Here is a 25,252-nt window from a genome sequence, read left to right on the forward strand (position 1 = left end):
CCGGGGCATGATCCGAACAGGAGGGGTGAACTGACCTGTGGAAATATCTGCGGGCGGACGGCTCGAGATCCGTATCACCACTGCTGACGTGGGAAAACGCGTCTCGGTACGGCGGTGGAACGAATGTGCCGCCGAGGGTGAGAGGTTCACCGACACGGTCGGGGTTCTCACATCATGGGACGACGGTGTGCTGCTGATCACACGGCGGAACGGTCAGGGCGTCCGGATCGCGGAATCCTCGCTGGTCGCGGGAAAGGTCGTCCCGGCGGCTCCGGCGCGACGCAGGGGCCCGGCGGCCTCGTACGAGGAGCTGGCACCGATCTCCGCCCGGGCCTGGCAGCCGGTGGAGCGGGAGCGGCTCGGTGAGTGGGAGTTGCGCGCGGCAGTGCAGGAGGTGCCGCGGCACGGGGCTCCCGCCAGGCGTTCAGCTCCGGGGGAGCGTCCGCAGGGGGCGGCGGTCGGGCGACGGGAGGGCTTCACCCGCCGCGCCAACTCGGTGCTGCCCCTCGGCGACCCCGGGCTGCCGCTGGACGGGGCGCTGGCGGCCGTACGGCGCTGGTACGCGGCCCGTGGCCTGCCCGCCCGCATACAGCTCGCCACCGGGGCCGAGGGCACCCAGGAGCTGCTGTGCGCGGAGCTCGAGGCGCGCGGGTGGACGCGGGAGGTGACCGCAGAACTGTGGACCGCGGCTCTGGCACCCCTCGCGGACCGCGAGGCGCCCGGTGTCCGGCTGTCCCGTACGGCCGACGCGGCCTGGCTCGGCCGTTACCGGCGCAAGGGGCTGAGCGAGGTGGCCCTGAAAGTGCTGGGCAGCGGACCCTCGGTGTGGTTCGCGACGGTGCCGGGAGCTCAGGGCGCCCCTCCCGCGGCGATCGGGCGGTGCGTGGTGGACGGGCGGTGGGCCGGTTTCGCGGCCGTCGAGGTCGACCCGGAGCAGCGCCGGCGGGGCCTGGCCACCACCGTGATGGCCGCGCTGGCCCGGCAGGCCCTGGCCGAGGGCGCCTCGGCGGCCTGGCTCCAGGTGGAGACGGACAACGAGGGTGCGCGGGCCCTGTACGCGGGACTGGGCTTCGGGGCGCATCATGCATATCACCACTACCGGGAGCCGGAGGGCTCCCGCGGACCGGTGGCGTGAGAGGGTTCGAGATCGTGACGCGTGGCCCCCGTCCCCCTCAGCCGGAGCGGGCCGCCGAGGTGCGGCGGCGGTTCGGCGAGGAGGCACGGTCCGAGCGGCCCGATCTCGCGACGCTGTGTCTGCTCGTGGGCGCGGCGGCGGACGGCGGGCTGGACGAGGCCGCGATCGACGCCGCGCAGATCGAGCTGGACCGGCTGGCCGGGCTGGTGCCGTTCCGGCCGGACGGCCCGCGGGCCTGGGCCGAGGCGCTGGCGGACGTCCTCGGGGGCCGCCTCGGGTTCCGCGGCTCCGCGGCGGACTACGAGCGCCTGGAATCGTCGTTGCTGCACGCGGTGCTGCGGCGGCGGCGCGGGCTGCCGATCCTGCTGTCGGTCGTGTGGATCGAGGTGGCGCGGCGGGCGGGCGCGCCCGTGTACGGGGTCGCGCTGCCCGGGCACTTCGTCGTCGGGTTCGGGCCGCCGGAGGAACAGGTGCTGGCCGATCCCTTCGACGGGGGCCGGGTGCTGACCGGAGGTGACGCGGAGACGCTGGTCGCCGGGGCGACGGGGGCGCCGCTCGATCCCTCGATGCTCGCTCCCGCCGATCCGCTGGATGTCGTGCTGCGGGTGCTGAACAACGTCCGGGCGTGGGCCGCGGCGCGGCCCGAGCGATCGGACGTGGCCCTGTGGGCGGTGGAGTTGTCGTTGCTGGTGCCCTCGCATCCGGCTCGGTTGCGGTACGAGCACGCGCAGCTTCTGGTGCAGCGGGGGGAGTTCCTGCGGGGGGCCGCCGAGTTGGACGCCTATGCCGAGGTGGTGTCCGCGGTGGACGAGACGGCCGCGGAGCGGGTGCGGGAGCAGGCTCGGGCGGCGCGGGCCATGCTCAACTGAGGTTCGCCCACCGGGGAACTACAGCCAGCCCTTCTCCCGGGCCATCCGCACGGCCTCCGCCCTGTTCCTCACCGCCAGCTTCTGTATGGCGGTGGACAGGTAGTTGCGGACCGTCCCCTGGGACAGGTGGAGCGTCGCCGCCAGTTCGGCGTTCGTCGCGCCGTTCGCGGCCGCGCGCAGGACCTCGCGTTCGCGCTCGGTCAGCGGGTTGGCACCGTCGGCCAGGGCGGCCGCCGCCAGGGTGGGGTCGATGACCCGTTCGCCGGCGAGCACCTTCCGTACCGCCTGGGCGAGTTGTGCGGCGGGGGCGTCCTTCACCAGGAAGGCGACGGCGCCCGCTTCCATCGCGGAGCGCAGATAGCCGGGGCGGCCGAAGGTCGTCAGCACGACCACCTTCAGCGCCGGCAGTTCGCGGTGCAGCTGGGCCGCGGCCTCGATCCCGGTGGCACCGGGCATCTCGATGTCCAGCAGCGCCACGTCCACCTCGTGGGCGCGCGCCGCCGCCAGCACCTCGTCACCGCGGGCGACCTGGGCGACGACCTCGATGTCCTCCTCCAGGCCGAGCAGCGCGGCCAGCGCCTCGCGGACCATCGACTGGTCCTCGGCGAGCAGGACCTTGATCGTACGGCTCATGACCCGGATCCTACGCGGGCCGCGGCACCCACGGGCACGCGCGCCACCAGCCGGAAACCATGCCGGACGCGCCCCGCCTCCAGTGTGCCGCCGACCTTCTCCAGACGCTCGGTGAGACCCGTCAGGCCGTTGCCCGGGCCGTTGCCGACCCCGCCCGGGCCGCCCGGGCCGTCGTCCTCGACGGAGAGTTCCAGCATCGGCCCGTCGAGGGTCTGCCGTTGCAGCACCTCCACCGTGCAGCGGCCGGCGCCGCTGTGCCGTACGACGTTGGTGACCGCCTCGCGCAGCGCCCAGGCGAGGACCGACTCGTGCTCCTCGTCGACCCGGGCGAGGTCCGGTTCCGTGGGCACGTCCGCGGTGACCCCGGCCGCCGTCAGGGCGACCTGGGCGCCCGCGAGTTCCGCGGACAGACGCGGGCGCCGGTAGCCGGTGACCGCCTCGCGCACGTCGACGAGGGCCTGGCGGCTGACCCGTTCGATGTCGGCGACCTGCTGGGCCGCCTTCTCGGGGTGGTCGGGGAGCATACGGCCGGCCAGCTCGCTCTTCAGCGTGATCAGGGAGAGCGAGTGACCCAGCAGGTCGTGCAGATCGCGGGCCAGGCGCAGCCGTTCCTCGTTGGCGGCGAGCTGGGCGACGGTGGCGCGGGCCTTGCGCAGCTCGATCGTCGTGCGTACGAGCTGGCCGACGCCCGTCATCGCGTATCCGATGAGCACCACCAGGAGCAGCAGGTTCTCCACCTCGTCCGCCGCGGCGCCCTGGACGCCGACCAGGGCCACCATGGCGGCCGTCGCGGGGATCGCCCAGTACGCCGCCCGCAGCGGGAGCGTCGCTCCGCAGGCCACGGAGACGTAGACGAACAGGCCCAGCCAGTGCGACGGGCCGAGCGTGAGGTTCAGCAGCGCGGCGAGTGCGGCGAGCGCGGCGAGTATCCCGACGACGAACCGCTGCGCGTACGGCCTGCCGATGTTCCGGAAGACCAGCGACAGATACACCCCGACGAAGGCCGCGAGGCCCAGCCAGCCCGCCACGGTGCCGCCGGTGGTGTGGCGGCCGGAGGCGAGGTCCTGGACCGGCGAGCTCAAGAAGACGAGCCAGATGCCGATCCACAGGGCCTTGCGCAGCAGTTCGCGCCGGTTGCGGGGCGGCTGGCCCATGCGCATCAGCCGCTCCTCGTTCGAACGCCGGTCTTCCGTCATGGCACTCACGCCTTCAGCGTGTCCTTCCGGTACAGCCAGGCCGCGCCGCCCGCGAACAGGAGGAAGAAGGCGACGAGGATGGCGATGTCCTGGGCGTGCGGGGCCTGGCTCTGTTCGATCGCCCGGCCCAGGCCTGCGTACGCGTGGGTGGGCAGCCACTCGGCGATGTCCTGCAACCACTGCGGGAAGGCCGTCGACGGCATCCACAGACCGCCGAGTATGGACAGCCCGAAGTAGATGATCATCGTGATCGGCCGGACCGCGTCACCGCTGGCGAGGTAGCCGATGGCGACGCCGAGCGCGGCGAAGACGAGGCTGCCGGCCCAGATGGCCCCGGTGAGGGCGAACCACTGCCAGGCGTCCAGCCGTACGTGCTTCACGGCCGCGGCGACCGCGAAGACGACGACGATGGACGGCAGGCTGACGACGGCGGCACTGGCCGTCTTGGCGAGGACGTAGCCGCGCCCCGGCAGGGTGGTCAGCCGCAGCTGCCGTACCCAGCCGCTCTCCCGCTCCTTGGCGATGCGCTCGCTGTTGCCCATCAGGACGGCGGTCAGGGCGCCGAAGGAGGCCATGGACACCATCGCGTAGGCCGCGACGGTGAGCCCGGTGCCGTCGACCCTGGTGTTGCTGCCGGCGCTGCCCGCGACGAGCAGGAAGATCGCTGACGGGTAGATCACCGAGAAGAACAGGAACTTGCGGTTGCGCAGGGCGCGGGTGAGTTCCAGCCTGATGAGCGAGATCATGACTGCTTGGCCTCCTCGGCCTCGGTGATCGCGACGAACGCCTGCTCGAGCCCGAGCCCGGCGACTTCGAGGTTGCGGGGGTAGACGCCGAGCCCGTAGAGGGCGTGGACGGTCGCGTCGGCGTCGGAGGACTGGATGCGTACGGTCTGCCCGGAGATGTCTACGGCGGTCAGGAAGGGCAGCGCGCGCAGCGGGGCCTCGTCGATGGGGCCTTCCAGATCGAAACGGACACGGCGGGCGCCGGCCTTGGCCTTGATCTCGGCGGCGGTGCCGTCGGCGAGGAGCCGCCCTCGGTGCAGCACGAGCACCCGGTCCGCGATCGCGTCGGCCTCTTCCAGGTAGTGCGTGGCGAACAGGACCGTACGCCCCTGGTCCGCCTGCTCCCGCATGGTGGCCCAGAAGGCCTGGCGGGCGGAGACGTCCATGCCGGTGGTCGGCTCGTCGAGCACGATCAGGTCGCTGTCGCCCGCGGTGGCGAGGGCGAAGCGGACGCGCTGGGCCTGGCCGCCGGAGAGCTTGTTCACCTTGCGGTCGGCGATCTGCGTGATGCCCGCGCGGGCGAGGACGTCGGGGACCTTGTACGGCCTCGGGTGCAGATCGCAGCCGAGCTTGACCAGTTCGGCGACCGTGACCTCGTCCATCAGGCCACCGCTCTGCAGCATGGCGCCCACGCGCCCGGCGACGATGGCCTCACGGGGGCTGGTCCCGAACACGCGCACGGAGCCGCTGTCGGCCGGCTTGAGCCCGAGGAGCAGGTCGAGGGTGGTCGACTTGCCGGCGCCGTTGGGCCCCAGCAGGGCCACGGTCTCGCCCGGGTGCAGCTCGAGCGACAAGCCGTCCACGGCCCGTACGGCCCCGTAGGCCTTGGTCACCTGATCGAACCCGACCACCGCGTCGGTGGCCACCACTGTCGTCGTCATGGAGCCATCGTCCCGGGAGCCGGGGTTCCCATGGCAGTGGCAGGTGTCGTCACTCGCGCATGACAGATGTCATGGCCGGCGGCATGTCCTGGGGGCGTCCGTGAGCACCGGGCGCCCCCGGGTGCGGTGCCGTCAGCTCGGGTTCGTGTGGATGACCGCGACGCGGTCGGTCCTGCTCAGCAGGGCCTGGCGCAGGGCGACGTAGACGTCCTGGGGTGTCACCGGCGTCTTCTGGCCGTTGCCCCGGGTGATGAGCACGCCGTCGAACGTCTGGCCGTAGAGCGTCTTCAGGGCGGCCAGGTCGGGCTTGTCGACCAGCTTGCCGTTGACCGCCGCCACCCCGAGGAACTTCCACAGCGACTTCTGCGGACTCATCGCGATCGAGTGCGCGGCCGCCTTCACCGTCACGTTCGCGGACATCGCCGGCTCCGCGAACTCCTTCATCTCCCGGTCGACCTCGGCGTTCGTGATGGTCGGCTGCCGGGTCGTGGTGGCCACCCGCACCGGTGTGCCGGAACCGGTCTCCACCTGGGTGCGGTACGCCTCCTCGACGGCCGCGACGGACGCGGACACGTCGATTCCCTTGCCCGCCTTGCCGTACACGGGGACGGCCCGGCCGGACTCGAACCTGATCGTGCCCTCGACCATCGACCCGGAGCCGCCCGCGACGCGACGCAGGGCGGCCTGCAGCTTCTCCTCGTCGACGGGCATGACGGGCTGGACCACGCGGTGCTGCCCGAACAGCGAGCCGATCACCGACACCGGGTTGTAGTCGCTCTTCGCGGCGGCGGCGACGGTGGCCTTGCTGTCGACCTGCAGGCCGGCCTGGTCGGGCCTGAGGGGGACCGTCCTGCCGTCGACCGACAGCTGCAGCGGTTTGCCGGTACGGCTGCCCAGCGCGGTGTCGAGCTTCTCGACCGCCTCGTCGCGGGTGCTGCCGCCGATGTCGACGCCGAGCACGGTGGTGCCCTTGGGCACGTCGGAGTGGTTCATGAGCAGTCCGGCGCCGTAGCCGACACCGGCGACCAGCACCACGCCGCCGCCCAGGAGTACCAGCTTGCTGCGGCCCTTCTTCTTGGCCGGCTTCGCGGCGCCGGCCTTCTGCTGCTTCGGCGCGTCGGGCAGCTTCGGGGGCGTGTGCGGGGCCGGCGCCTCCGCCGGGGAGCCCGGGCCGAACGGGCCGGTCCGGTCGCCCGGCGGGACGACGGGGATGCCGCTGGTGACGGTGTGCCCGGAGACGTTGCCGCCGGGGGCGCCGAAGCCCCGGGGGCCCGGTTCGGCGGCGGGCTTCTGCGGGGTGAGGATCGCGGTGTCGTCGCTGAGCCCGCCGCCGGGGCCGCCCTGGCCCGCACCGGCTCCGTGGGCGCCGGGCACACCGGGGGCTCCCGGACCGAGCGGTCCGCCGGGGGTGCTCTGGATGCCGGGTGCCAGGAGGCCCGGGCCGCCGGGGCTCGTGCCGGGAGCGGCCAGGCCGGGGCCGCCGGGGCCCGAGGCGACCGTGCTGTCGCCGGTGACCGGGCCGCTGGTCGGGCCGGACGGGCCGCGCCGGCCCGGCTCGGAGAAGTACGGAAGGTCGTCGCGGCGGGACTCGGGGCTCTCGTCGGTGCCGATCACCGGGAAGGAGGCCGTGCTCGCCGCCACCGCGTCGGACACGTCGAACGAGCCGGTGCCGCCGCCGTGCCCCGGCGCGACAGGCCCGGCACTGGTGGCGCCCGGAAGCCCCGCGCCGTTGGTACCGCCCGGGCGCCTGCCGAAGGGGCCCGAGCCGCCCGCGCCCTCTCCGGGGCGTGCGCCCGGCACACCCGAAGCCCCGGGGCGCGCACCGCCCGCGCCGTTCGCACCCGGACCGCCTGGCCGCGTGCCGCCCGCGCCGGGACCACTCGGCGCACCGGTGCCGCCGAACGCCCCGTCAGTGCCGCGCGCTCCCGCGCCCGCACCCGTTCCGGTGCTCTCACCCGACGCCCCCGCGCCCGGCGCGCCACTGGCGCTTTGTATGCCCGACACCCCGGGCAGTCCCGCGCCGTTGGTCGACCCGCTGCCCGCCGCGCCCTTGGCCGCCGCGGGCTTGCGCGGCGCGAACCAGTCGCTCGCCGCCTGCTTGTCCTCGGCCTGCGCGGCGGGCTCGGCGGACGTGTCGAAGGGGCCGAGCGCGCTCACGGAGCCCGTCGCCCGGGTGTCGGGGCCCGCTTGGTCCGTCGCGCCGTCCGCGTCCGCGACGGGGGTGCGCACGACGACCGGCGGAATGGGCCGGGATCCGGGGATGTTGATCCGGATGCGGGTCGTCAGCGTGGTCTCGGTCCTGCGCTCCTCCGACGGCGAGGCCGAACGGCTCACGTCCACGCCGTCCTCGGCAGCCAGGGGGGTTCCGTACGGCGGCGTCCCCGACGGGTACGCGGCTGGCCCACGCCCGTTGGGTCCGGCGGACGAGCTGTCAGTTTCACGACTCAAGGCAGGTTCTCCCGGTTGGCTCCACCGCCTGTTTCGACCTCAACAGGTGGGGGTCCCCCCTGCTCGAGCGAAGCCGAGGGGGAGGCTCGGCGGCGCGCACCACCATACTGGCCGCTTGCCCCACGCAGACCGCGCCCGCGAGGGAAACCCACACGGGACCCCCACGTCGGCACCGTGTTTCCCGCGGGCATCCCATGACTCCCGGTGACGAAGTGGTACGTCACTTACCAAGTCGGGCGCCGGGACCACCGGGTTGCCGCCCCCGGGCGAAGGTGGCGCACATCACAGCCACGGCCATCCCTCCGAGCAGGAACAGATACGAGCCGGCGCCCGCACCGAACAGGAAGTCCCCCTCCGGGCGGCTGGCCGTGAGCAGCACGACGGCGATCATCCACCCGACGGCGGGCGCGAGAGCTCCCGTGCGGGCTCCGGTGGCCTGGGCGCCGCCCAGGAAGAGTCCGGCCGCGCCCGCGAGCGCGAGGAGCAGTCCGCCGGGGAACCATGCACCCTGCACCAGTCCGCCCGCCGCGCCGACGACCGCACCGAGCACCAGCAGCCCGAGGTAGGCGGCCGTCCGTCCGGCCGAGGGCAGGGTCAGGGGCTGTGCGAGTGCGCTCGGTTGTTTGCCCGGTGTCGTCATGGGGCCACTCCCTGGAACAGATCCGTCTCACGGGTCCCGGTGTGCTCCTGGCCCACCAACTCGTAGTACTCGGTGGTGAAGAGAGGTTGCGCCAGTGCGTTGGACAAGGCGAAGTACGGCTCGGCGACCTCGATCTGCGTGGCGTGCGCGCGCATCGCGGCGGCCTTCGCGGCAGCGAACCCGGTGCCGTTGATCTCGGTGGTGACCAGCGGGTCGTCGACGACCCCGGGGACGTCGTCGATGCCCGCGGTCTTGGCGAAGGGCGTCTTGTCGAGCTCCTCGGCGAGCCGGGCGAACGCGGCACGGGCGACCGAGCGCGGCACCCGGTTCCAGTAGATCTTGGCGATCCGCCAGGGCGCGCCGAGGTCCGGGCGGAAGGCGGGGTCGGCGGCCAGGTCGGCGGCGCGCATGGCGACGCGGTGGGCCTGGATGTGGTCGGGGTGGCCGTAGCCGCCGTCGGGGTCGTAGGTGACGAGGACCTGGGGGCGCACCTCCCGGACGACCGCCACGAGGTGGCCGGCCGCCTCGTCGAGGTCCGCGGACCAGAAGGAGCCCGGCCGGTGGTTCTGCTCGGCGCCCGTCATCCCGGAGTCGCGGTAGCGGCCGGGGCCGCCGAGGAAGCGGTGGTCGCCCACGCCGAGCTCGGCCATGGCGGCGGCCAGTTCGCCGACCCGGTGCGCGCCGAGGGTGTCGTCCCGGTCGGGCGCCAGGTGCGCGAGCTCCGGCGGGATGACCTCGCCCTCCTCGCCGAGGGTGCAGGTCACCAGCGTCACCCGGGCGCCCTCGGCCGCGTACCTGGCCATGGTCGCGCCGTTGTTGATCGACTCGTCGTCCGGGTGCGCGTGCACCAGGAGCAGACGCCGGTCGGGCAGATCCGTCATGGGACCACCCTACGAGTGCCCCGGCTCGGCGCCGGTGTCACCCCTGATGCTCCTCCTCGGCGCTTTCGCCCTTGTAACGCGGCAGACCTTCGGTCGAGACGGTCCAGTCGGCGATGGTGACGTCCTCGCCGTGGACGAAGCCCTTGCGGCGGCAGTTGCTCGGTGAGGCGGTGGGCCGGCAGGGCTGCGGGCCGGTGCAGTCCCTCGGGCGGCAGGTCGGCGGTCAGTGCCCGTCGTACGGCGGCGGGGCTGACCTCGCGCTCCGGCCAGGCGGCGACGTCGCGGGTCAGAACTTGATGCTGCCGATCATCCCCGCGATGTTCGTGGTCAGCTCGTGGATCGTGGGTGCCACCGTGGAGGAGGCGAGGTAGAAGCCGAGAAGCATGCACACGACCGCGTGACCCGCCTTCAGTCCGGACTTCTTGATCAGAAGGAAGACGACGATCGCCAGCAGCACCACCGCCGAAATCGAGAGTGCCACGGCGGCTCACCTCCAAAGATCCCAGGACGCGGGGGGGTTCGGACTATGGGGGCAGATAAATCCACACAACAGGCAGCACGTTCATACCCACTATGCGCTAGTGATCATAACTATCCGTACGTGCGCATCGATCGGCGCACGGCCGCACAAGGGGGCGCATGGCCAATATGGTCGAGGCATGACCACCGAGCCTGCTTCCTTCCCCCGACGGCACGCGCGGACCCAGCGGTTCACGCTCGGCGCTCCGCGTGCGTTCACCGTCGCGCCCGACGGTTCCCGTGTCGTGTTCCTGCGGTCCGCCTCCGGCACGGACCGCGCGCACCAGTTGTGGGTCCTCGATCTGGCGGACGGCGGGGAGCGCCCCGCGGCCGATCCGGGTGCGCTCCTCGGGGGCGCCGCAGAGAAGTTGCCGCCCGAGGAGCGCGCCCGCCGCGAGCGCAGCCGTGAGGGCGGCGCCGGCATCGTCGGGTACGCCACCGACGCGGCCGTGGAGTTGGCGTCTTTCGCCTTGTCAGGGCGGCTTTTCACGGCGGAGCTGCGGGCGGGCACGGCACGCGAACTGCCCGTCGCCGGGCCGGTGATCGACCCGCGCCCGGCTCCCGACGGCCGGCACATCGCCTATGTCCGCGGCGGCGCGCTGCGCGTGGTCGGCGCCGAGGGCGACGGGGACCGGGTGCTCGCGGAGCCGGAGGGGGAGTCGGTGACCTACGGCCTGGCCGAGTTCGTCGCGGCCGAGGAGATGACGCGTTCGCGGGGGTTCTGGTGGTCGCCGGATTCCGACCGGCTGCTCGTGTCGCGCGTGGACGACACGCCGGTGCGGCGGTGGTGGATCTCCGACCCGGCGCATCCCGACCGGGAGCCGCAGCGGGTTCCGTACCCGGCGGCGGGCACGGACAACGCGGACGTACGGCTGTTCGTCGTGTCCCTCGACGGGGCGCGCACGGAGGTCGTCTGGGACCGGAAACGCTACCCGTATCTGGCACGAGTGCACTGGTCAGCGGCGGGCGCACCGCTGATCCTGGTGCAGGCGCGGGACCAGCGCAGCCAGCTGTACCTGGCGGTGGACCCGGACACCGGGGGAACCCGGATGGTGCACGCCGATGAAGATCCATGTTGGCTGGAACTTTTCGCCGGTGTGCCGTGCTGGAGCCCCGCCGGGCAACTCGTCCGGGTCGCCGACGAAGGCGGCGCGCGGGTGCTCGCCGTCGGGGAACGACCCCTGACCGGACCGCAGTTGCACCTGCGCGCGGTGCTCGACGTCTCGGACGCGGATGTGCTGGTGGCCGCGTCGGCGGGCGAGGCCGCGACCGACCCGGAGGTCGGCGAGGTCCACGTCTACCGCGTGAACGAACTCGGCGTGGAGCGCGTGTCGCAAGAGCCCGGAGTGCACTCGGCGGTGCGCGCGGGGGGCGTGACCGTGCTCGTCTCCTCGGTCCTTCACCGCCCCGGCGTGCAGGTGCAGGTGCTGCACGACGGCAAGCGTCTGGCCACCGTGGCGTCACACGCGGAACACCCAGGTTTGTCCCCGCGCGTGCGACTGACCCAGGGGGGCGCACGCCGAATCCCATGCGCCGTGCTTATGCCCACGAACTACTCCGGTGACGCCTCCCTGCCCGTCCTCCTGGACCCCTACGGCGGCCCGCACGGACAGCGCGTGGTGGCCGCGCACAACCCGCACCTGACCTCGCAGTGGTTCGCCGACCAGGGCTTCGCGGTGATCGTCGCGGACGGGCGCGGCACTCCGGGCCGCTCCCCCGCCTGGGAGAAGGCGGTCAAGGACGACCTCGCGGCGGTCGTGCTCCAGGACCAGGTGGACGCGCTGCACGCCCTGGCCGGCGACTTCCCGCTCGATCTGTCCCGGGTCGCGATCCGCGGCTGGTCCTTCGGCGGCTATCTGGCGGCGCTGGCGGCGCTGCGCCGCCCGGACGTCTTCCACGCGGCCGTGGTGGGCGCTCCGGTGACCGATCTGCGGCTGTACGACACCCACTACCAGGAGCGCTATCTGGGGCACCCCGGCGAGCAGCCCGACGTCTACCGCCGCAACTCGCTCATCGACGACGCGGGCCTGGTGGACGCGGCGGAACCGGCCCGCCCGATGATGATCATCCACGGCCTCGCGGACGACAACGTGGTCGTGGCCCACTCCCTGCGCCTGTCCTCGGCCCTCCTGGCCGCGGGCCGCCCCCACGAGGTGCTGCCGCTGTCCGGGGTGACGCACATGACTCCCCAGGAAACGGTCGCGGAGAACCTCCTGCTCCTCCAGCGCGACTTCCTGCGCCGCGCGCTGAAGCCGAACTGAGCCGGGGCTGCACGGCGACGGGCCGGGACGACATGGCGCGTCCCGGCCCGTTTACGGCACCCGCACGGCCGTACGCTGTTCACTCTGGTGCGTCCGTATATCGGAATCGCGTCAGCCAAGTTGCCTGCGCGTTAACGCAGTTCGTGCGCGTTTGGGGAGTTATGGGGCTCCTCGGGCGGCTCCCCGGGCGGTTCCCCGCGGGGCTCCCCGGGCGGTTCCCCGCGGGGCTCCCCGGGCGGTTCCCCGCGGGGCTCCTCAGGCGGCACCACCCGCATCTCCTCCGCGAAGTGGCACGCCGAATCGTGCGCGGCCGGTCCCGTCGTCCCCCGGAACTCCTCCGGCACCGCGAGCGGCGGGACCTGGAGTGCGCACCGCTCCCGGGCCTTCCAGCAGCGCGTGCGGAACCGGCAGCCGGAGGGGATGTCCGCCGGGGACGGCACGTCACCGCTGAGAATGATCCGCTCCCGGCGCTCGCGGGCCGCCGGGTCGGGCACGGGCACCGCGGACAGCAGGGCCTGGGTGTAGGGGTGCGTGGGATGGTCGTAGATCTCCTCGTCGGTGCCGATCTCCACGATCTTCCCGAGGTACATCACCCCGACCCGGTCGGAGATGTGCCGCACGATCGACAGGTCGTGCGCGATGAAGACGTAACTCAGGCCGAACTCCTCCTGGAGCCGCGCCATCAGGTTGATCACCTGGGCCTGGACCGACACGTCGAGCGCGGAGACCGGCTCGTCCGCCACGATGATCTCCGGGCGCAGTGCCAGCCCCCGGGCGATGCCGACGCGCTGGCGCTGACCGCCGGAGAACTGGTGCGGGTAGCGGTTGATGTGCTCGGGGTTGAGCCCGACGACGTCCAGCAGTTCCCGGACCCGCCGCCGTCTGTCCCCCTTGGGCGCGACCTCGGGATGGATCTCGTACGGCTCCCCCACGATGTCGCCCACCGTCATACGGGGGTTGAGGGAGGTGTACGGGTCCTGGAAGACCATCTGGATGTTGCGCCGCACCGCCTTCAGCGCGCGCCCGGACAGCCGCGTGATGTCCTCGCCCCTGTACCGGATCGAACCGGCCGTCGGGGGCTCCAGGTTGACCAGCAGCCGGGCGAGCGTCGACTTGCCGCAGCCGGACTCCCCGACGATGCCGAGGGTTTCGCCGCGGCCGAGCGTGAAGTCGACGCCGTCGACCGCCCTGACCGCACCGATCTGCTTCTTGAAGAGGATGCCCCGGGTGAGCGGATAGTGCTTGACCAGTCCGCCGACCTCCAGGAGCGTCTCAGGACCGGCCATGCAGGCACTCCCTCCAGAAGTGGCAGGCGCTCCCCCGCCGCTCGTCCACCTCGTACAGCGGCGGATCATCGGTGCGGCACACGTCCCGGGCCAGGGGGCAGCGGGGGTGGAAGGGGCAGCCCGGCGGGATGTGCGTGAGGCTCGGCGGCAGGCCCTCGATGGCGTACAGCCGGCGGCCCTTGCGGTCGAGCCGCGGAATGGAGTCGAGCAGGCCCCTGGTGTAGGGGTGGGCGGGCGCCTTGTAGATGTCGTGCACCGGGGCGGACTCCACGATCCGGCCCGCGTACATGACGGCGATCCGGTCGGCGACGTCCGCGACGACACCGAGGTCGTGGGTGATGAGGACCAGCCCCATGCCGTACTCGCGCCGCAGTTCGGCCAGCAGGTCCATGACCTGGGCCTGCACGGTGACGTCGAGGGCGGTGGTGGGCTCGTCGGCGATGATCAGCGCGGGCTCCAGCGCCAGCGCCATGGCGATCATGACGCGCTGGCGCATGCCGCCGGAGAACTGGTGCGGATAGTCCCGCGCGCGCTGGCGGGCGGCCGGGATCCGTACCCGGTCCATCAGCTCGATCGCCCGGGCACGGGCCTCCCTGCGTGACGTTCCCCGGTGCACGACGAACATCTCGCCGAGCTGGTCACCCACCGTGAGGACGGGGTTCAGCGCGGAGAGGGCGTCCTGGAAGATCATGGCCATTCCGGCACCACGGATCCTGCGCCGCTCCTCCTCCTTGAGGGTGAGCAGGTCCCGCCCCTGGAAGAGGACGCGGCCACCGGTGATCCTGCCGGGCGGCGTGTCCAGGATGCCCATGACGGCCTGCGCGGTGACGGACTTGCCGGAGCCGGACTCGCCGAGCACGGCCAGCGTCTCCCCGGCGTCCACACTGCAACCGACCCCGTTGACGGCCCGGGCGATCCCCTCCCGGGTCCGAAACTCCACGTACAGGTCCCGCACTTCGAGCAGCACGGCCGTCACCTCAGCTTCGGGTCGAGGGCGTCGCGCACCGCGTCGCCGAGCATGATGAACGCCAGCACGGTGACCGCCAGGGCGCCGGAGGGCCACAGCAGCGCGTGCGGGGCGTTGCGGATGTACGGGGAGGCGGCGGAGATGTCGATCCCCCAGGACACGCTCGGCGGCTTCAGCCCGACGCCGAGGTACGACAGGGTGGCCTCCAGGGCGATGTAGGTGCCGAGCGCGATGGTCGCGACGACGATCACGGGGGCGACCGCGTTGGGCGCGATGTGCCGCAGCAGGATGCGGGTGTCGGAGGCGCCGAGGGCGCGGGCGGCCTGGACGTAGTCGTGCTGTTTGGCGGTGATGACCGCGCCGCGGGCGATCCGGGAGATCTGCGGCCAGCCGAGCAGCACGATGAACCCGACGACCGGCCAGACGGTGTTGCTGGTCACCACGGAGAGCAGGACGAGCCCGCCGAGGACGACCGGGATGGCGAAGAAGATGTCGGTGGCCCGGGACAGGATCGCGTCCCATCCGCCGCCGAAGTACCCGGCGAGCCCGCCGAGCACCGAGCCGAGGACGGCGACGCCGAGGGTGGCGCAGACACCGACCGTGACGGAGGTGCGGGCCCCGTAGACGGTCCGGGTGTACACGTCGCAGCCCTGGCCGTCGAATCCGAACGGATGCCCGGGCTGGGAGCCTTCCTGGGCCTTGGACAGCTCGCAGGTGAGGGGGTTGCCCGAGGCGATCAGGGACGGCCAGAGGGAGATCAGGACGAGGAAGAGGATCACCAGCGCGGAGAGGAGGAAGACCGGGTTGCGGCGCAGGTCGCGCCAGGCGTCGGACCAGAGGCTGCGCGGCCGGCCGGCCGGGCCCTCGGGTCCCCCCTCCAGGGTGGCCGCCTCACCGGCCGCGAGGTCCATGGCACCGCCCATGCCCGTCCCCGCGACGGCCCCTTTCCGCTCGTACCGTGGCTGCTCAGGCATAGCGGATCCTCGGGTCGAGCACGGCGTACAGGAGGTCGACGAGGAGGTTGGCGATCAGGAACACCAGCACGAGCACGGTCACGAAGCCGACGACCGTCTGGGTGTTCTGCCGCAGGATGCCCTGGTAGAGCTGGTAGCCGACGCCATGGATGTTGAAGATCCGCTCGGTGACGATGGCGCCGCCCATCAGGGCGCCGATGTCGGTGCCGATGAAGGTGACGACGGGGATGAGCGAGTTGCGCAGCAGATGCCGGGTGATCACGCGGCGGCGCGGCAGTCCCTTGGCGACGGCGGTGCGGACGTAGTCGGACCGTCGGTTCTCGGCCAGCGAGGTCCGGGTGAGCCGGGTGACATAGGCGAGGGAGACCGAGGCGAGGACGAGGCCGGGCACGATCAGCTCGCCGAGGGTGGCCGCCGGGGAGACGGACGGACTGGTCCAGCCCCACTTCACACCGAGCAGCAGCTGGAGCAGCAGACCGGTGACGAAGGTCGGCACGGAGATCACGACGAGGGTGAGCAGCAGGATGGTGGTGTCCACGGGGCGCCCGCGGCGCAGCCCGGTGACGACGCCCAGCGCGATCCCGATGACGACCTCGAAGACGATCGCGACGATCGTGAGCCGGATGGTGGGCGGGAAGGCGGTCGCCATCAGCTCGGTGACCTTCTGTCCGTTGAAGGCGGTGCCGAAGTCGCCGGTGAAGACGTTGCCCATGTAGGTCGCGTACTGCTGCCAGAGGGGCTTGTCGAGGCCGAACTCCCGGCGCAGCTGGGCGGCGGTGGCGGGGTCGCACTGCCGCTCGCCGCACAGGCCCGCGACGGGGTCGCCCATCACGTTGACCATCAGGAAGATGAGCAGGGTGGCGCCGAAGAAGACCGGGATCATCTGCAGCAGGCGCCGGACGACGTACCGTCCCATGGGGCCTCCGGGGGTGGCGGGCGGGCGTGCGGCTCAGCGGACCTGGATCTGGTCGTACACGGGGACGCTGAAGGGGTTGAGGGCCACGTTCGTGAGGCGCCGGGAGTAGCCGGCGCTGCCGTTCTGGTACCAGAGCGGGATGGCGGCCATGTTGTCCCGGACGACGCCCTCGGCCTGCTGGAACAGCCGCACGGCGGCGGCCTTGTCGCTCTCGGCGTTCGCCCGGTCGACGAGACGGTCGAAGTCCTTGTTCGACCACTTGCCGTCGTTGGAGGAGGCGTTCGTGTAGTAGAGCGGCTGGAGAAAGTCCTGGATGAGCGGATAGTCCATCTGCCAACCGGCGCGGAACGGCCCGGACATCTTGTGCTGCCCGATCCGGTTGCGGAAGTCGGCGAAGGTGCCGACCGGGTTGCCGACGCAGGCCCGGTCGTCGCCCAGAGCGTTGTTGACGGAGTTGCACACGGCGTCCACCCACTCCCGGTGCGAGCCGGAGTCCGCGTTGTAGGTGATCCGGACCTGTCCCCCGGGCAGTCCGCCGCCCTCCTGGATGAGCTTCTTCGCCCGGCCGGGGTCGTAGTGGCACGCGTCGCCGCACAGGCCTTTCCTGAAGCCGCCGTCGGTGCCGAGGACGGGTGAGGTCCAGTCACTGGCGGGGGTGCGGGTGTGGTGGAAGATCGTGTCGGTGATCTGGTTCCGGTTGATCGCCATGGACAGGCCCGTGCGGACCTTCTCCATCCCCGGTCTGCTCCAGCGCGGGTCGTAGTAGGGGAAGGCGAGGGTCTGGATGATGCCGGCCGGGGCGGTGATGTACCGGCCGCCGAGATCGGACCTCACGTTCCTCAGCTGCGAGGCGGGGACGTCGTCGATGAGGTCGAGGTTGCCGGCCAGCAGGTCGGTGTAGGCGGTGTTGCTGTCGGTGTAGACCTTCAGGTCCACGCCGTTGTTGCGGGCCTTGTCCGGGCCCGGGTAGGTGTCCCACTTCCGCAGGGACATCATGAAGCCCCGCGTGTAGGAGCGGACCTGGTACGGGCCGTTGCCGACGGGCTTCTTCAGCCAGTCGGCGTGGTGGTCGAAGAACGCCCGGGGCAGCGGGGCGAAGGCCACGTAGCCGAGGGTGTCCGGGAACGTGGAGAACTTCTGGCCGAGCCGGACGGTGAAGGTGCGCGGGCCGGTCACCCTCAGTCCCGAGAGGGTGTCGGCGGTCTGGGTGCCGGAGGCCGGGTGCACCTTGTCGTAGCCCTCGATGTACCCGAAGAAGTAGGCGTTCTTCTGGTTGTTCCTCAGGCTCGCGCCGTAGTTCCAGGCGTCGACGAAGGACCGGGCGGTGACCGGCTCCCCGTTGCTGAACCTCCAGCCGTCCTTGACGGTGACGGTGAAGTTCCGCGAGTCGGAGGTCTCGATCTTCTCGGCGAGCATGTTCTCGGCCGCGCCGGTCCTCGGGTTGTACCGCTTGAGACCCCGGAAGATCATGTCGAGCACCTTGCCGCCCTGGACCTCGTTGGTGTTGGCCGGCTCCAGCGGGTTCTGCGGATCGCCCCAGGAGGAGCTGAACACCCCGGGCGCGGTGCCGCCGCCGTCCGCGCCCCCGCCGCAGGCGGCCACCACGAGGACGGTCACCGCCGCCCACAGGGCGAGCCTGGCTCCGCGCATGGGGTGCCTCCTCGGGGTGGGGGCCTGCTAACGACATCGGAGCATCGCCCGTTACGGGTCAATAACAGAACAAAGAGTCCAACTCTCCGGCAATTCCACCCGAATGGCCGCCGCCCACGTGGAGCACGACACGGGTGCGCATGGCCGCCGCCGAGCGCCCGTGCCAGTCACGATCTGGCCGTCCTCGCCGAGACCTGCGACCGGCCGGCGGTGATGTACGCGGGACGGGGGGCGAGGAGGCACCGGCCCGTCAGCTCTACGAGGACGCCCGGCACCCCTGCGCCGCCGCCCTGTCCGCCGCCTTCCCGCGCATCGGCGACCCGGCCTCCCGCTACGCCCCGCGCGGCCTGGCGGGTGATCCTCCCGACCTCTCCGCCCTGCCGCCCGGCTGCTCCTTCCACCCGCGCTGCCCGGTGGCCCTGGAGACCTGCGCCGCCGAGGACCAGGAACTGCGGGACACCGGCCCGGGCCGCCGCGCGGCCTGCGCGCAAGTAGCCCCGGGGCCGGGCGGCGGCCGAGGAGGAAGACGCAAGGAGCGGCCCATGACGACCTCACCGACGGCAGCGCCTCTGCTGAGCGCGGAGGGACTGCACGTGGCCTTCCCCGGGCGCCACGGCGGTGCGCCGTCCCGGGTGGGAGACGGTGTGGACCTCGACGTCCGACCCGGGGAGATCGTGGCGCTGGTCGGCGAGTCCGGCTGCGGCAAGACGACGCCGGCCCACGCTCCTTGACCTGGTACCGCCGACGTCGGGAAGCCTCCGCTTCGCCGGACGGGCCGCTCGACCACTCCGCGCGGGGCTGAGGACGTACCGCAGACGCCTCCAGCCGGCGCTCCAGGACCCGAGCGCAGGTGGCGTGCCACGGGGCGCGGACGCAGGCGGGGTGTCAGCCGCGAGGCCCGCCCCGCCCTCACGGGTTGAGGTCGGGCACGCGGACCGGGCGTCCCTTCCAGCTTTCCGGGACCGGGCTACGGGTACGCACCCGTACCCGTGCGTCCTTCTGGCCGATCGCCCGGTAGCCCCGGCTTCCGGCCGGGGCCGAAAAGCCGGTTCCCGGCACCTGCGCGAGGTGCCGGGAACCCTTCGTTCAAGGAGAACTCACGCCGCGTGCACGACGTCCTTCTCCTCGGCGAAGTGGCACGCCGACTCGTGGGCCGCCGGGGAGTCGGCGTCCTTGAAGCGCTCCGGGATCGCCAGCAGGGGCTCCTCCTGGGCGCACCTGTCCTGGGCCTTCCAGCAGCGGGTGCGGAAACGGCACCCCGAGGGCGGGTTGGCCGGGGAGGGCACGTCGCCCGTCAGGATGATCCGCTCGCGGTGCTCACGGGCTTCCGGGTCCGGTACGGGGACCGCCGACAGCAGCGCCTGGGTGTAGGGGTGCGTCGGGTGCTCGTAGATCTGCTCGTCCGTACCGATCTCGGCCATCCTGCCGAGGTACATCACGCCCACGCGGTCCGAGATGTGCCGGACGATGGACAGGTCGTGCGCGATGAAGACGTAGGAGAGGTCGAACTCGTCCTGCAGTCGCTCCATCAGGTTGATGACCTGCGCCTGGACCGACACGTCCAGGGCGGAGACCGGCTCGTCGCAGATGATCACCTCGGGGTTCAGCGCGAGGCCGCGGGCGATGCCGATGCGCTGCCGCTGACCGCCCGAGAACTGGTGCGGGTAGCGGTTGATGTACTCGGGGTTGAGACCCACGACGTCCAGGAGTTCCTGCACCCTGCGGCGCCGGTCGCCCTTGGGGGCCACCTCGGGGTGGATGTCGAAGGGCTCGCCGATGATGTCGCCCACCGTCATACGGGGGTTGAGCGACGTGTACGGGTCCTGGAAGATCATCTGGATGTTGCGGCGGACGGCCTTCAGGGCCCTGCCGGACAGCTTGGTGATGTCCTGGCCCTTGTAGAAGATCTCACCGGCCGTCGCCCGCTCCAGGTTCATCACGAGCTTGGCCACCGTCGACTTGCCGCAGCCGGACTCGCCCACGATGCCCAGGGTCTCGCCCTGGTAGAGGTCGAAGGAGACACCGTCGACGGCCTTCACCGCGCCGATCTGACGCTTGATGACGATGCCCTGCGTGAGCGGGAAGTGCTTGACCAGGTTGCGCACCTGCAGGATCGGCTCGCCCCGGTCGAGCTGTGCGTCGAGGGCGGCGACCGTCTCCTCCTCGGAGTGCACGTCGGCGACCTCCACGGCGGAGACGTTCGGTGTCGCGTCCTGCGGCTCGCCGGCCTTGGTCGGCTCAGCCATGGATCGTCTCCTTCCAGAAGTGGCACGCGCTGGCGCGGCCGGGCAGTTCCGTTCCGTCCCGCTCGGTCACCGGGACCAGCGGCGGAAGCTCCGTGCGGCAGATGTCCTGCGCCTTCTCGCACCGCGGGTTGAAGGCGCAGCCGGAAGGCACCTTCAGCAGGTTGGGCGGAAGTCCCTTGATCGCGTAGAGGTCCTGGCCCTTCTGGTCCAGGCGCGGGATCGAGTCGAGCAGGCCCCGGGTGTAGGGATGGGCCGGGCGCTTGTACAGCTCGTGCACCGGCGCCGTCTCCACGATGCGGCCCGCGTACATCACCGCGATCTTGTCGGCGACGTCCGCGACGACCCCGAGGTCGTGGGTGATGAGGATCAGGCCCATGTGGTACTCGCGCTGCAGCTCCGCGAGCAGGTCCATGACCTGGGCCTGCACGGTCACGTCGAGGGCCGTGGTCGGCTCGTCGGCGATGATCAGGTCCGGCTCCAGGGCGAGCGCCATGGCGATCATGATGCGCTGGCGCATACCGCCCGAGAACTGGTGCGGGTAGTCGTTCACGCGCGCCGCGGCCGCCGGGATCTTCACCCGGTCCATCAGCTCGATGGCCTTGGCCTTGGCCTGCTTGCGGGAGAGCCCCTGGTGGACGCGGAACATCTCACCGAGCTGGAAACCCACGCTGAGTACGGGGTTGAGCGCGGAGAGCGCGTCCTGGAAGATCATCGCGATCCGCGCGCCGCGCAGCTTGCGCCGCTCCTCGGCGGACATCTTCAGCATGTCCTCGCCGTAGAAGAGGATCTCTCCCTGGGGGATGCGGGCCGGCGGCATGTCGAGGATGCCCATGATCGCCTGCGCGGTCACGGACTTGCCGGACCCGGACTCGCCGAGCACGGCCAGCGTCTCCCCGGAGTTCACCGAGTAGTTGACGCCGTTGACGGCTCGGACCACACCCTCACGGGTCTGGAACTCGACGCGCAGGTCCCGCACTTCGAGCAGCGGGCCGGTCTTCCCGGTGTCTCCGGGACGCGGAGCCGGGACGGCGTCCGTCGGTTGGATGGTGGTCACGTACGCCTCCCTCAGCGCATCTTGGGGTCGAAGGCGTCGCGGACGACGTCGCCGAGCATGATGAACGCCAGCACGGTGATGCTCAGGGCGCTGGCCGGGAACAGCAGCGCGTGCGGCGAGGTCAGGAACCTGTCCTGGGCGTCACTGATCATCAGACCCCAGGAGATGTTGGGGTACTGGATGCCGATGCCCAGGTAGGACAGGGCGGCCTCGGCGGCGATGTAGACACCGAGGTTCATCGTGGTGATGACGATGACGGGGGCGAGCGTGTTCGGCAGGATGTGCCGGAAAGCGATCCGCCCCGAGCCCGCGCCGAGCGCACGGGCGGCCATCACGTAGTCGTTGTACTTGTTCGAGATGACCTCGCCGCGCATGATCCGGAAGACCTGCGGCCAGCCGAGGATCGCCATGATGAACGACACCGTCCACACGTCGCCGCCGCCCCAGATCGACATGATCAGCAGACCGCCGACGATGAGCGGCAGGGCGGAGAAGACCTCGGTGATCCGGGACAGCACCGCGTCGGCCCAGCCGCCGAGCAGACCCGCCAGCATGCCCAGCAGGCCGCCGATCAGGGTGGTGGCGACGGTGGTCACCACACCGACGACGATCGAGTTGCGGGTGCCGTACACGGTCCGCGTGTAGATGTCGCAGCCCTGCACGTCGAAGCCGAACCAGTGCCCGGACGAGGGTCCGTTCATGGAGTTCTGCAGCTGGCAGAAGCCGTCCGAGAAGGGGGACCGCGCCGTGAACAGGCTGGGCGCCACCGCCAGCGCGAGCAGGCAGACGATGACGAAGGCGGTCACGAGGAACATGGGCCGCTTGCGCAGGTCCGCCCAGCCGTCCTTGAGCAGGCTGGCCTGACGCGCCGCCGCCTTCTCCTCGGCCTCGATCTCCTTGGCGAGGGAGGCCTCGTCGGTGGTGGGCCTCTCTATCGTCTTCTCACTCATAGCGGATCCTCGGGTCGAGCACGGCGTACATCAGGTCTACGAGGAGGTTGGCGGCCAGGTAGATCAGCACCAGCAGGGTCACCAGACCGACGACCACCGGCCGCTCGCGCAGATAGACGGACTGGGCCAGCTGGCCACCGATGCCCGGCATGTTGAACACGCGCTCGGTGATGATGGCGCCGCCCATCAGGGCGCCGAGGTCGAAGCCCAGGAAGGTGACGACCGGGATCAGGGAGTTGCGCATCGCGTGCAGGCCGATGACCCGCCGCCGCGGCAGACCCTTGGCGATCGCGGTGCGGACGTAGTCGGCCCGGATCGACTCCGTCAGACTCGTCCGTACCAGTCGCGCGATGTACGCCATCGAGGTCGAGGCGAGCACGATGGCCGGGAGGATGTAGCTCTGCGGCCAGCCCTTGTCGATGCCGGCGACCGGCGTGGCCTTGAGGTTCACTCCGAGCTCCAGCTGGAGCACGCTGCCGAGCACGAAGACCGGGATCGAGATCAGCACGAGCGTGGCGACCAGCACCACGTTGTCGAGGAACTTGCCCTTCTTCAGCGCGGACATGATGCCCGCCAGGATGCCGATGACGGCCTCGATGCCGAATGCCGTCAGACCCAGCTTGAGGGTGACCGGGAACCGCTCCGCGACGATGTCCGAGATGGCACGGCCGTTGTAGGTCTCACCGAGGTCGCCGGTGAAGACACCACTGATGTAGTGCCAGTACTGCTGGTACAGCGGCTCGTTGAGGTGGTAGTGCGCGCGGATGATCGCCGCGATGTTCGGGTCGGCGCGCTTGTCGCCGGCCAGTGCCTGGATCGGGTCGCCGGGCAGCGCGAAGACCAGGCAGAAGATGATGAACGTGACGCCTATCACCACAGGGATCACCTGCAGGAGGCGGCGCACGACGTATCGGCCCATGGGTGCTCCAGAGGGGGGTGCTCGATCCGCCCGTGGCCGGGGCGGCGGCACTGTCGGACGGGAGACGGCAGAAGGGGGTGAGCAGGGGAAGACGTCCGTCCCCCCTGCTCACCCTCCTGTCCGCTGTGTCGGGACTGCTCAGACCGGCCTCAGCCGAGCTTGACCGTGTCCCACAGGACCTGGTGACCGGCGATCGACATCGACTTGATCTTGTCGCTGTAGCCGGCGTTCAGGGTGTAGAAGTACACGGGGATGTACGGCAGGTCCTTCAGAAGGACGTCGTCGGCCTGCTGGTAGATCTTCACGGCATCCTCGTGCGTCGGGGCCTGGTCGCCCTTGACGAGGAGCTTCTCGAAGTCCTCGTTGACGTAGCCCGAGTAGTTGGAGCCGGTGGTGATGGCGTCCTTCGAGAAGATCGGACGGAGGTAGTCCTCCATGTCCGGGTAGTCCATGCTCCAGGCCATGCGGAAGGCGCCCTGGTACTTCTTGGCGTCCAGGTCGTTGAGGATGGTCTGGAACTGCTCGAACGGCTTGGCCGTCACCTTGATGCCCAGGTTCTGCTGGAGCTGGTTGGCGACCGCCTCGACCCACTCCTTGTGGCCGCCGTCGGCGTTGTAGCCGATCTCCAGCTTGTTGTCGGGCAGACCACCGCTCTGCTTGTAGAGCTCCTTGGCCTTGGCCACGTTCAGGGTGCAGGCCTCACCGCAGGCGCCCTTGCGGTAGCCGTCGATGATCGGGCTGATGTAGTCGTCGGCGGGCGTACGGGCACCGACGAAGACCTTGTCGGCGATCGTCTTGCGGTCGATCGCCATGGAGATGGCCTTGCGCAGGTCCGCGTTCTGGAACGCCTTGTTGTACTTGATCGGGAAGCCGATGTAGCCGACGGCCGAGTCGGCCTCGTCGATCGTGCGGCCCGGCAGGTCCTTCTTGTAGGTCGGCAGACCCGAGGTCGGGACGTTGATGTCGATGTCGAGGTTGCCCGCGACGAGGTCCTTGTAGGCCGTGTCCAGGTTCGAGTAGATCTTGAAGTCGACGGCCTTGGGCTCGATCTTCGAGGCGTCCGGGTACTTGTCGTACTTGACGGTGTCGATTTCCTGGTTGTGCTTGACCTTGCCCTTCATCATGAAGGGGCCGTTGCCGATCGGGGCCTCGCCGAAGCCCTTCGGGTCCTTGAAGAACGCCTTGGGCAGCGGGACGAACGCGGTGAACGACAGCTGCGACGGGAACGCCGAGAACGGGCCGCTCAGGGTGACCTGGAGGGTGTTGTCGTCGACGGCCTTCAGACCCGACAGCTTGTCGGTCTTGGGCTTCTTGCCCTGGCCCGGGTTCAGGTCGCTGTAGCCCTGGATGTGGCTGAACAGCGGGTTGGTCTGCTGGGCGTTGGTCTGGTTGGCGCCGTAGTTCCAGGCGTCGACGAAGGACTGGGCGGTGACCTTCTCACCGTTGTGGAAGGTGTAGCCCGGCTTCAGCTTGATCGTCCAGACCTTGTTGTCCTTGGTCTCGATCGACTGCGCCATGGCGTTGACGACCTTGTTGTTGGCGTCAAGCTTGGTCAGACCCGTGAAGAGGGCGTTGATGACCTGGCCGCCCTCGGTCTCATACGTGTTGGTGGGGACCAGGGGGTTCTGCGGCTCACCGATCTCCATCGACAGGGTGCCGTTGCCCTTGCCGCTGCCCGAGCTGCCGTTGTCCCCGCCGCCACCACAGGCCGTCGCACCCAGCGCCACTACCGCCGCTATCGCAACCCACTTGGCGCTCTTGGCACCACGCATGGGGCTCCTCCTCATGAGTCCATTGGTTCACCGCATGGAGGGGCACGAGACACATCACCGTCACCGGTGCCTGAAATGGTCAGGTGCCCCCGCGCTCGTGAGTCGGCGCCGCCGGCGGCGTGACCCGTTGATCCGAGCTCTACGCGCCCAACTATCTGCCATCGACCGGGGACGAACCACACCCCTGAGGTCTCGGTTCCATCACACCTGGCGCGTACATCTTCCAAAATCCGGACAAACGGTTTGCCGAAAGATCCCTGCGAAACGGAC

The 25,252-nt window shown here is 70.9% G+C and carries 22 protein-coding genes and 2 pseudogenes; 5 read left to right on the top strand and 19 right to left on the bottom strand.

The window, feature by feature from the left end; genetic code table 11:
• The first annotated feature begins 37 nt into the window (after nucleotides 1–37).
• Both AC5WS8_RS19765 and AC5WS8_RS19770 read left to right on the top strand, forming a co-directional pair.
• The gene (locus AC5WS8_RS19765) at nucleotides 38–1,135 is read left to right on the top strand and encodes a GNAT family N-acetyltransferase (RefSeq protein ID WP_496104730.1); all 1,098 of its coding nucleotides are present in this window, start codon (nucleotides 38–40) and stop codon (nucleotides 1,133–1,135) included.
• A 14-nt stretch (nucleotides 1,136–1,149) separates the two neighbouring features.
• The gene (locus tag AC5WS8_RS19770) at nucleotides 1,150–2,004 is read left to right on the top strand and encodes a transglutaminase family protein (protein ID WP_496104731.1); all 855 of its coding nucleotides are present in this window, start codon (nucleotides 1,150–1,152) and stop codon (nucleotides 2,002–2,004) included.
• Nucleotides 2,005–2,022: 18 nt separating this feature from the next.
• On the opposite strand, the gene AC5WS8_RS19775 is transcribed toward AC5WS8_RS19770, so the two are convergent.
• From AC5WS8_RS19775 to AC5WS8_RS19815, 9 genes and pseudogenes are all read right to left on the bottom strand, one after another.
• Nucleotides 2,023–2,637 (bottom strand): response regulator transcription factor, encoded by a 615-nt coding sequence (locus AC5WS8_RS19775; RefSeq protein ID WP_496104732.1) that lies wholly within the window; start codon nucleotides 2,635–2,637, stop codon nucleotides 2,023–2,025.
• Nucleotides 2,634–3,833: a sensor histidine kinase gene (locus AC5WS8_RS19780; RefSeq protein ID WP_496104792.1), complete on the bottom strand. Its 1,200-nt coding sequence runs from the start codon at nucleotides 3,831–3,833 to the stop codon at nucleotides 2,634–2,636. Before AC5WS8_RS19780 ends, AC5WS8_RS19775 begins: the two co-directional genes overlap by 4 nt.
• A gap of 5 nt (nucleotides 3,834–3,838) precedes the next feature.
• Complete coding sequence (locus tag AC5WS8_RS19785) at nucleotides 3,839–4,579, bottom strand: ABC transporter permease (RefSeq protein WP_496104733.1); 741 nt, start codon at nucleotides 4,577–4,579, stop codon at nucleotides 3,839–3,841.
• Nucleotides 4,576–5,499, bottom strand: coding sequence for an ABC transporter ATP-binding protein (locus AC5WS8_RS19790; protein ID WP_496104734.1), 924 nt, complete (start codon nucleotides 5,497–5,499; stop codon nucleotides 4,576–4,578). The genes AC5WS8_RS19785 and AC5WS8_RS19790 overlap by 4 nt, the downstream gene beginning before the upstream one ends.
• 132 nt (nucleotides 5,500–5,631) lie before the next feature.
• The gene (locus tag AC5WS8_RS19795; RefSeq protein WP_496104735.1) at nucleotides 5,632–7,947 is read right to left on the bottom strand and encodes a hypothetical protein; all 2,316 of its coding nucleotides are present in this window, start codon (nucleotides 7,945–7,947) and stop codon (nucleotides 5,632–5,634) included.
• Nucleotides 7,948–8,167: 220 nt separating this feature from the next.
• Nucleotides 8,168–8,587: a DUF6113 family protein gene (locus AC5WS8_RS19800; RefSeq protein ID WP_496104736.1), complete on the bottom strand. Its 420-nt coding sequence runs from the start codon at nucleotides 8,585–8,587 to the stop codon at nucleotides 8,168–8,170.
• Nucleotides 8,584–9,468, bottom strand: a complete 885-nt coding sequence (gene mshB, locus AC5WS8_RS19805) for an N-acetyl-1-D-myo-inositol-2-amino-2-deoxy-alpha-D-glucopyranoside deacetylase (protein WP_496104737.1) — start codon at nucleotides 9,466–9,468, stop codon at nucleotides 8,584–8,586. The genes AC5WS8_RS19800 and mshB overlap by 4 nt, the downstream gene beginning before the upstream one ends.
• A gap of 146 nt (nucleotides 9,469–9,614) precedes the next feature.
• Nucleotides 9,615–9,758: pseudogene (locus AC5WS8_RS19810) on the bottom strand (helix-turn-helix domain-containing protein); the annotation flags it as partial.
• Nucleotides 9,755–9,949, bottom strand: a complete 195-nt coding sequence (locus AC5WS8_RS19815; protein WP_496104738.1) for a hypothetical protein — start codon at nucleotides 9,947–9,949, stop codon at nucleotides 9,755–9,757. The pseudogene AC5WS8_RS19810 and the gene AC5WS8_RS19815, both read right to left, overlap by 4 nt.
• A gap of 178 nt (nucleotides 9,950–10,127) precedes the next feature.
• Here AC5WS8_RS19815 and AC5WS8_RS19820 point away from each other — a divergent pair, with 178 nt between their 5' ends.
• Nucleotides 10,128–12,248 carry a S9 family peptidase gene (locus AC5WS8_RS19820; protein WP_496104739.1) on the top strand — a complete coding sequence of 707 codons (2,121 nt, stop codon included), beginning with the start codon at nucleotides 10,128–10,130 and terminating at the stop codon, nucleotides 12,246–12,248.
• A gap of 131 nt (nucleotides 12,249–12,379) precedes the next feature.
• Here the strand turns inward: AC5WS8_RS19820 and AC5WS8_RS19825 are convergent, their stop codons facing one another.
• The 5 genes from AC5WS8_RS19825 to AC5WS8_RS19845 are packed head-to-tail and all read right to left on the bottom strand — an operon-like array spanning nucleotide 12,380 to nucleotide 18,041.
• The gene (locus tag AC5WS8_RS19825; RefSeq protein WP_496104740.1) at nucleotides 12,380–13,534 is read right to left on the bottom strand and encodes an ABC transporter ATP-binding protein; all 1,155 of its coding nucleotides are present in this window, start codon (nucleotides 13,532–13,534) and stop codon (nucleotides 12,380–12,382) included.
• Nucleotides 13,521–14,501 (bottom strand): ABC transporter ATP-binding protein, encoded by a 981-nt coding sequence (locus AC5WS8_RS19830; RefSeq protein WP_496104741.1) that lies wholly within the window; start codon nucleotides 14,499–14,501, stop codon nucleotides 13,521–13,523. The genes AC5WS8_RS19825 and AC5WS8_RS19830 overlap by 14 nt, the downstream gene beginning before the upstream one ends.
• A gap of 5 nt (nucleotides 14,502–14,506) precedes the next feature.
• Entirely contained in the window at nucleotides 14,507–15,475 is a 969-nt protein-coding gene (locus AC5WS8_RS19835) for an ABC transporter permease (protein ID WP_496104742.1), read from the bottom strand.
• On the bottom strand, nucleotides 15,468–16,391 hold the full coding sequence (locus AC5WS8_RS19840) for an ABC transporter permease (RefSeq protein WP_496104743.1): 924 nt from the start codon (nucleotides 16,389–16,391) through the stop codon (nucleotides 15,468–15,470). The genes AC5WS8_RS19835 and AC5WS8_RS19840 overlap by 8 nt, the downstream gene beginning before the upstream one ends.
• 33 nt (nucleotides 16,392–16,424) lie before the next feature.
• Nucleotides 16,425–18,041 (bottom strand): peptide ABC transporter substrate-binding protein, encoded by a 1,617-nt coding sequence (locus tag AC5WS8_RS19845; RefSeq protein WP_496104744.1) that lies wholly within the window; start codon nucleotides 18,039–18,041, stop codon nucleotides 16,425–16,427.
• Between the two features lie 165 nt (nucleotides 18,042–18,206).
• Between AC5WS8_RS19845 and AC5WS8_RS19850 the strand changes: the two are divergent.
• Together AC5WS8_RS19850 and AC5WS8_RS19855 are read left to right on the top strand one after the other, a co-directional pair.
• Nucleotides 18,207–18,553, top strand: a pseudogene (locus AC5WS8_RS19850) (oligopeptide/dipeptide ABC transporter ATP-binding protein); the annotation flags it as partial.
• Nucleotides 18,554–18,583: 30 nt separating this feature from the next.
• Complete coding sequence (locus AC5WS8_RS19855; RefSeq protein ID WP_496104793.1) at nucleotides 18,584–18,772, top strand: ATP-binding cassette domain-containing protein; 189 nt, start codon at nucleotides 18,584–18,586, stop codon at nucleotides 18,770–18,772.
• A gap of 366 nt (nucleotides 18,773–19,138) precedes the next feature.
• Here the strand turns inward: AC5WS8_RS19855 and AC5WS8_RS19860 are convergent, their stop codons facing one another.
• From AC5WS8_RS19860 to AC5WS8_RS19880, 5 genes are all read right to left on the bottom strand, one after another.
• Nucleotides 19,139–20,287, bottom strand: coding sequence for an ABC transporter ATP-binding protein (locus tag AC5WS8_RS19860; protein WP_496104745.1), 1,149 nt, complete (start codon nucleotides 20,285–20,287; stop codon nucleotides 19,139–19,141).
• The gene (locus tag AC5WS8_RS19865; protein ID WP_496104746.1) at nucleotides 20,280–21,341 is read right to left on the bottom strand and encodes an ABC transporter ATP-binding protein; all 1,062 of its coding nucleotides are present in this window, start codon (nucleotides 21,339–21,341) and stop codon (nucleotides 20,280–20,282) included. The genes AC5WS8_RS19860 and AC5WS8_RS19865 overlap by 8 nt, the downstream gene beginning before the upstream one ends.
• An 11-nt stretch (nucleotides 21,342–21,352) precedes the next feature.
• Nucleotides 21,353–22,291 carry an ABC transporter permease gene (locus AC5WS8_RS19870; RefSeq protein ID WP_496104747.1) on the bottom strand — a complete coding sequence of 313 codons (939 nt, stop codon included), beginning with the start codon at nucleotides 22,289–22,291 and terminating at the stop codon, nucleotides 21,353–21,355.
• The gene (locus AC5WS8_RS19875) at nucleotides 22,284–23,210 is read right to left on the bottom strand and encodes an ABC transporter permease (protein ID WP_496104748.1); all 927 of its coding nucleotides are present in this window, start codon (nucleotides 23,208–23,210) and stop codon (nucleotides 22,284–22,286) included. Before AC5WS8_RS19875 ends, AC5WS8_RS19870 begins: the two co-directional genes overlap by 8 nt.
• Before the next feature lie 149 nt (nucleotides 23,211–23,359).
• The gene (locus AC5WS8_RS19880; RefSeq protein ID WP_496104749.1) at nucleotides 23,360–24,982 is read right to left on the bottom strand and encodes a peptide ABC transporter substrate-binding protein; all 1,623 of its coding nucleotides are present in this window, start codon (nucleotides 24,980–24,982) and stop codon (nucleotides 23,360–23,362) included.
• Between the last annotated feature and the right edge of the window lie 270 nt (nucleotides 24,983–25,252).

Source organism: Streptomyces sp. PTL18, from assembly GCF_059510295.1.

Coding starts and splice junctions, on each gene's coding strand:
- AC5WS8_RS19775 (WP_496104732.1), bottom strand. CDS start 2,637: ATGAGCCGTACGATCAAGGTCCTGCTCGCCGAGGACCAGTCGATGGTC.
- AC5WS8_RS19780 (WP_496104792.1), bottom strand. CDS start 3,833: ATGACGGAAGACCGGCGTTCGAACGAGGAGCGGCTGATGCGCATGGGC.
- AC5WS8_RS19785 (WP_496104733.1), bottom strand. CDS start 4,579: ATGATCTCGCTCATCAGGCTGGAACTCACCCGCGCCCTGCGCAACCGC.
- AC5WS8_RS19790 (WP_496104734.1), bottom strand. CDS start 5,499: ATGACGACGACAGTGGTGGCCACCGACGCGGTGGTCGGGTTCGATCAG.
- AC5WS8_RS19800 (WP_496104736.1), bottom strand. CDS start 8,587: ATGACGACACCGGGCAAACAACCGAGCGCACTCGCACAGCCCCTGACC.
- mshB (WP_496104737.1), bottom strand. CDS start 9,468: ATGACGGATCTGCCCGACCGGCGTCTGCTCCTGGTGCACGCGCACCCG.
- AC5WS8_RS19820 (WP_496104739.1), top strand. CDS start 10,128: ATGACCACCGAGCCTGCTTCCTTCCCCCGACGGCACGCGCGGACCCAG.
- AC5WS8_RS19825 (WP_496104740.1), bottom strand. CDS start 13,534: ATGGCCGGTCCTGAGACGCTCCTGGAGGTCGGCGGACTGGTCAAGCAC.
- AC5WS8_RS19835 (WP_496104742.1), bottom strand. CDS start 15,475: ATGCCTGAGCAGCCACGGTACGAGCGGAAAGGGGCCGTCGCGGGGACG.
- AC5WS8_RS19840 (WP_496104743.1), bottom strand. CDS start 16,391: ATGGGACGGTACGTCGTCCGGCGCCTGCTGCAGATGATCCCGGTCTTC.
- AC5WS8_RS19845 (WP_496104744.1), bottom strand. CDS start 18,041: ATGCGCGGAGCCAGGCTCGCCCTGTGGGCGGCGGTGACCGTCCTCGTG.
- AC5WS8_RS19855 (WP_496104793.1), top strand. CDS start 18,584: ATGACGACCTCACCGACGGCAGCGCCTCTGCTGAGCGCGGAGGGACTG.
- AC5WS8_RS19860 (WP_496104745.1), bottom strand. CDS start 20,287: ATGGCTGAGCCGACCAAGGCCGGCGAGCCGCAGGACGCGACACCGAAC.
- AC5WS8_RS19870 (WP_496104747.1), bottom strand. CDS start 22,291: ATGAGTGAGAAGACGATAGAGAGGCCCACCACCGACGAGGCCTCCCTC.
- AC5WS8_RS19875 (WP_496104748.1), bottom strand. CDS start 23,210: ATGGGCCGATACGTCGTGCGCCGCCTCCTGCAGGTGATCCCTGTGGTG.
- AC5WS8_RS19880 (WP_496104749.1), bottom strand. CDS start 24,982: ATGCGTGGTGCCAAGAGCGCCAAGTGGGTTGCGATAGCGGCGGTAGTG.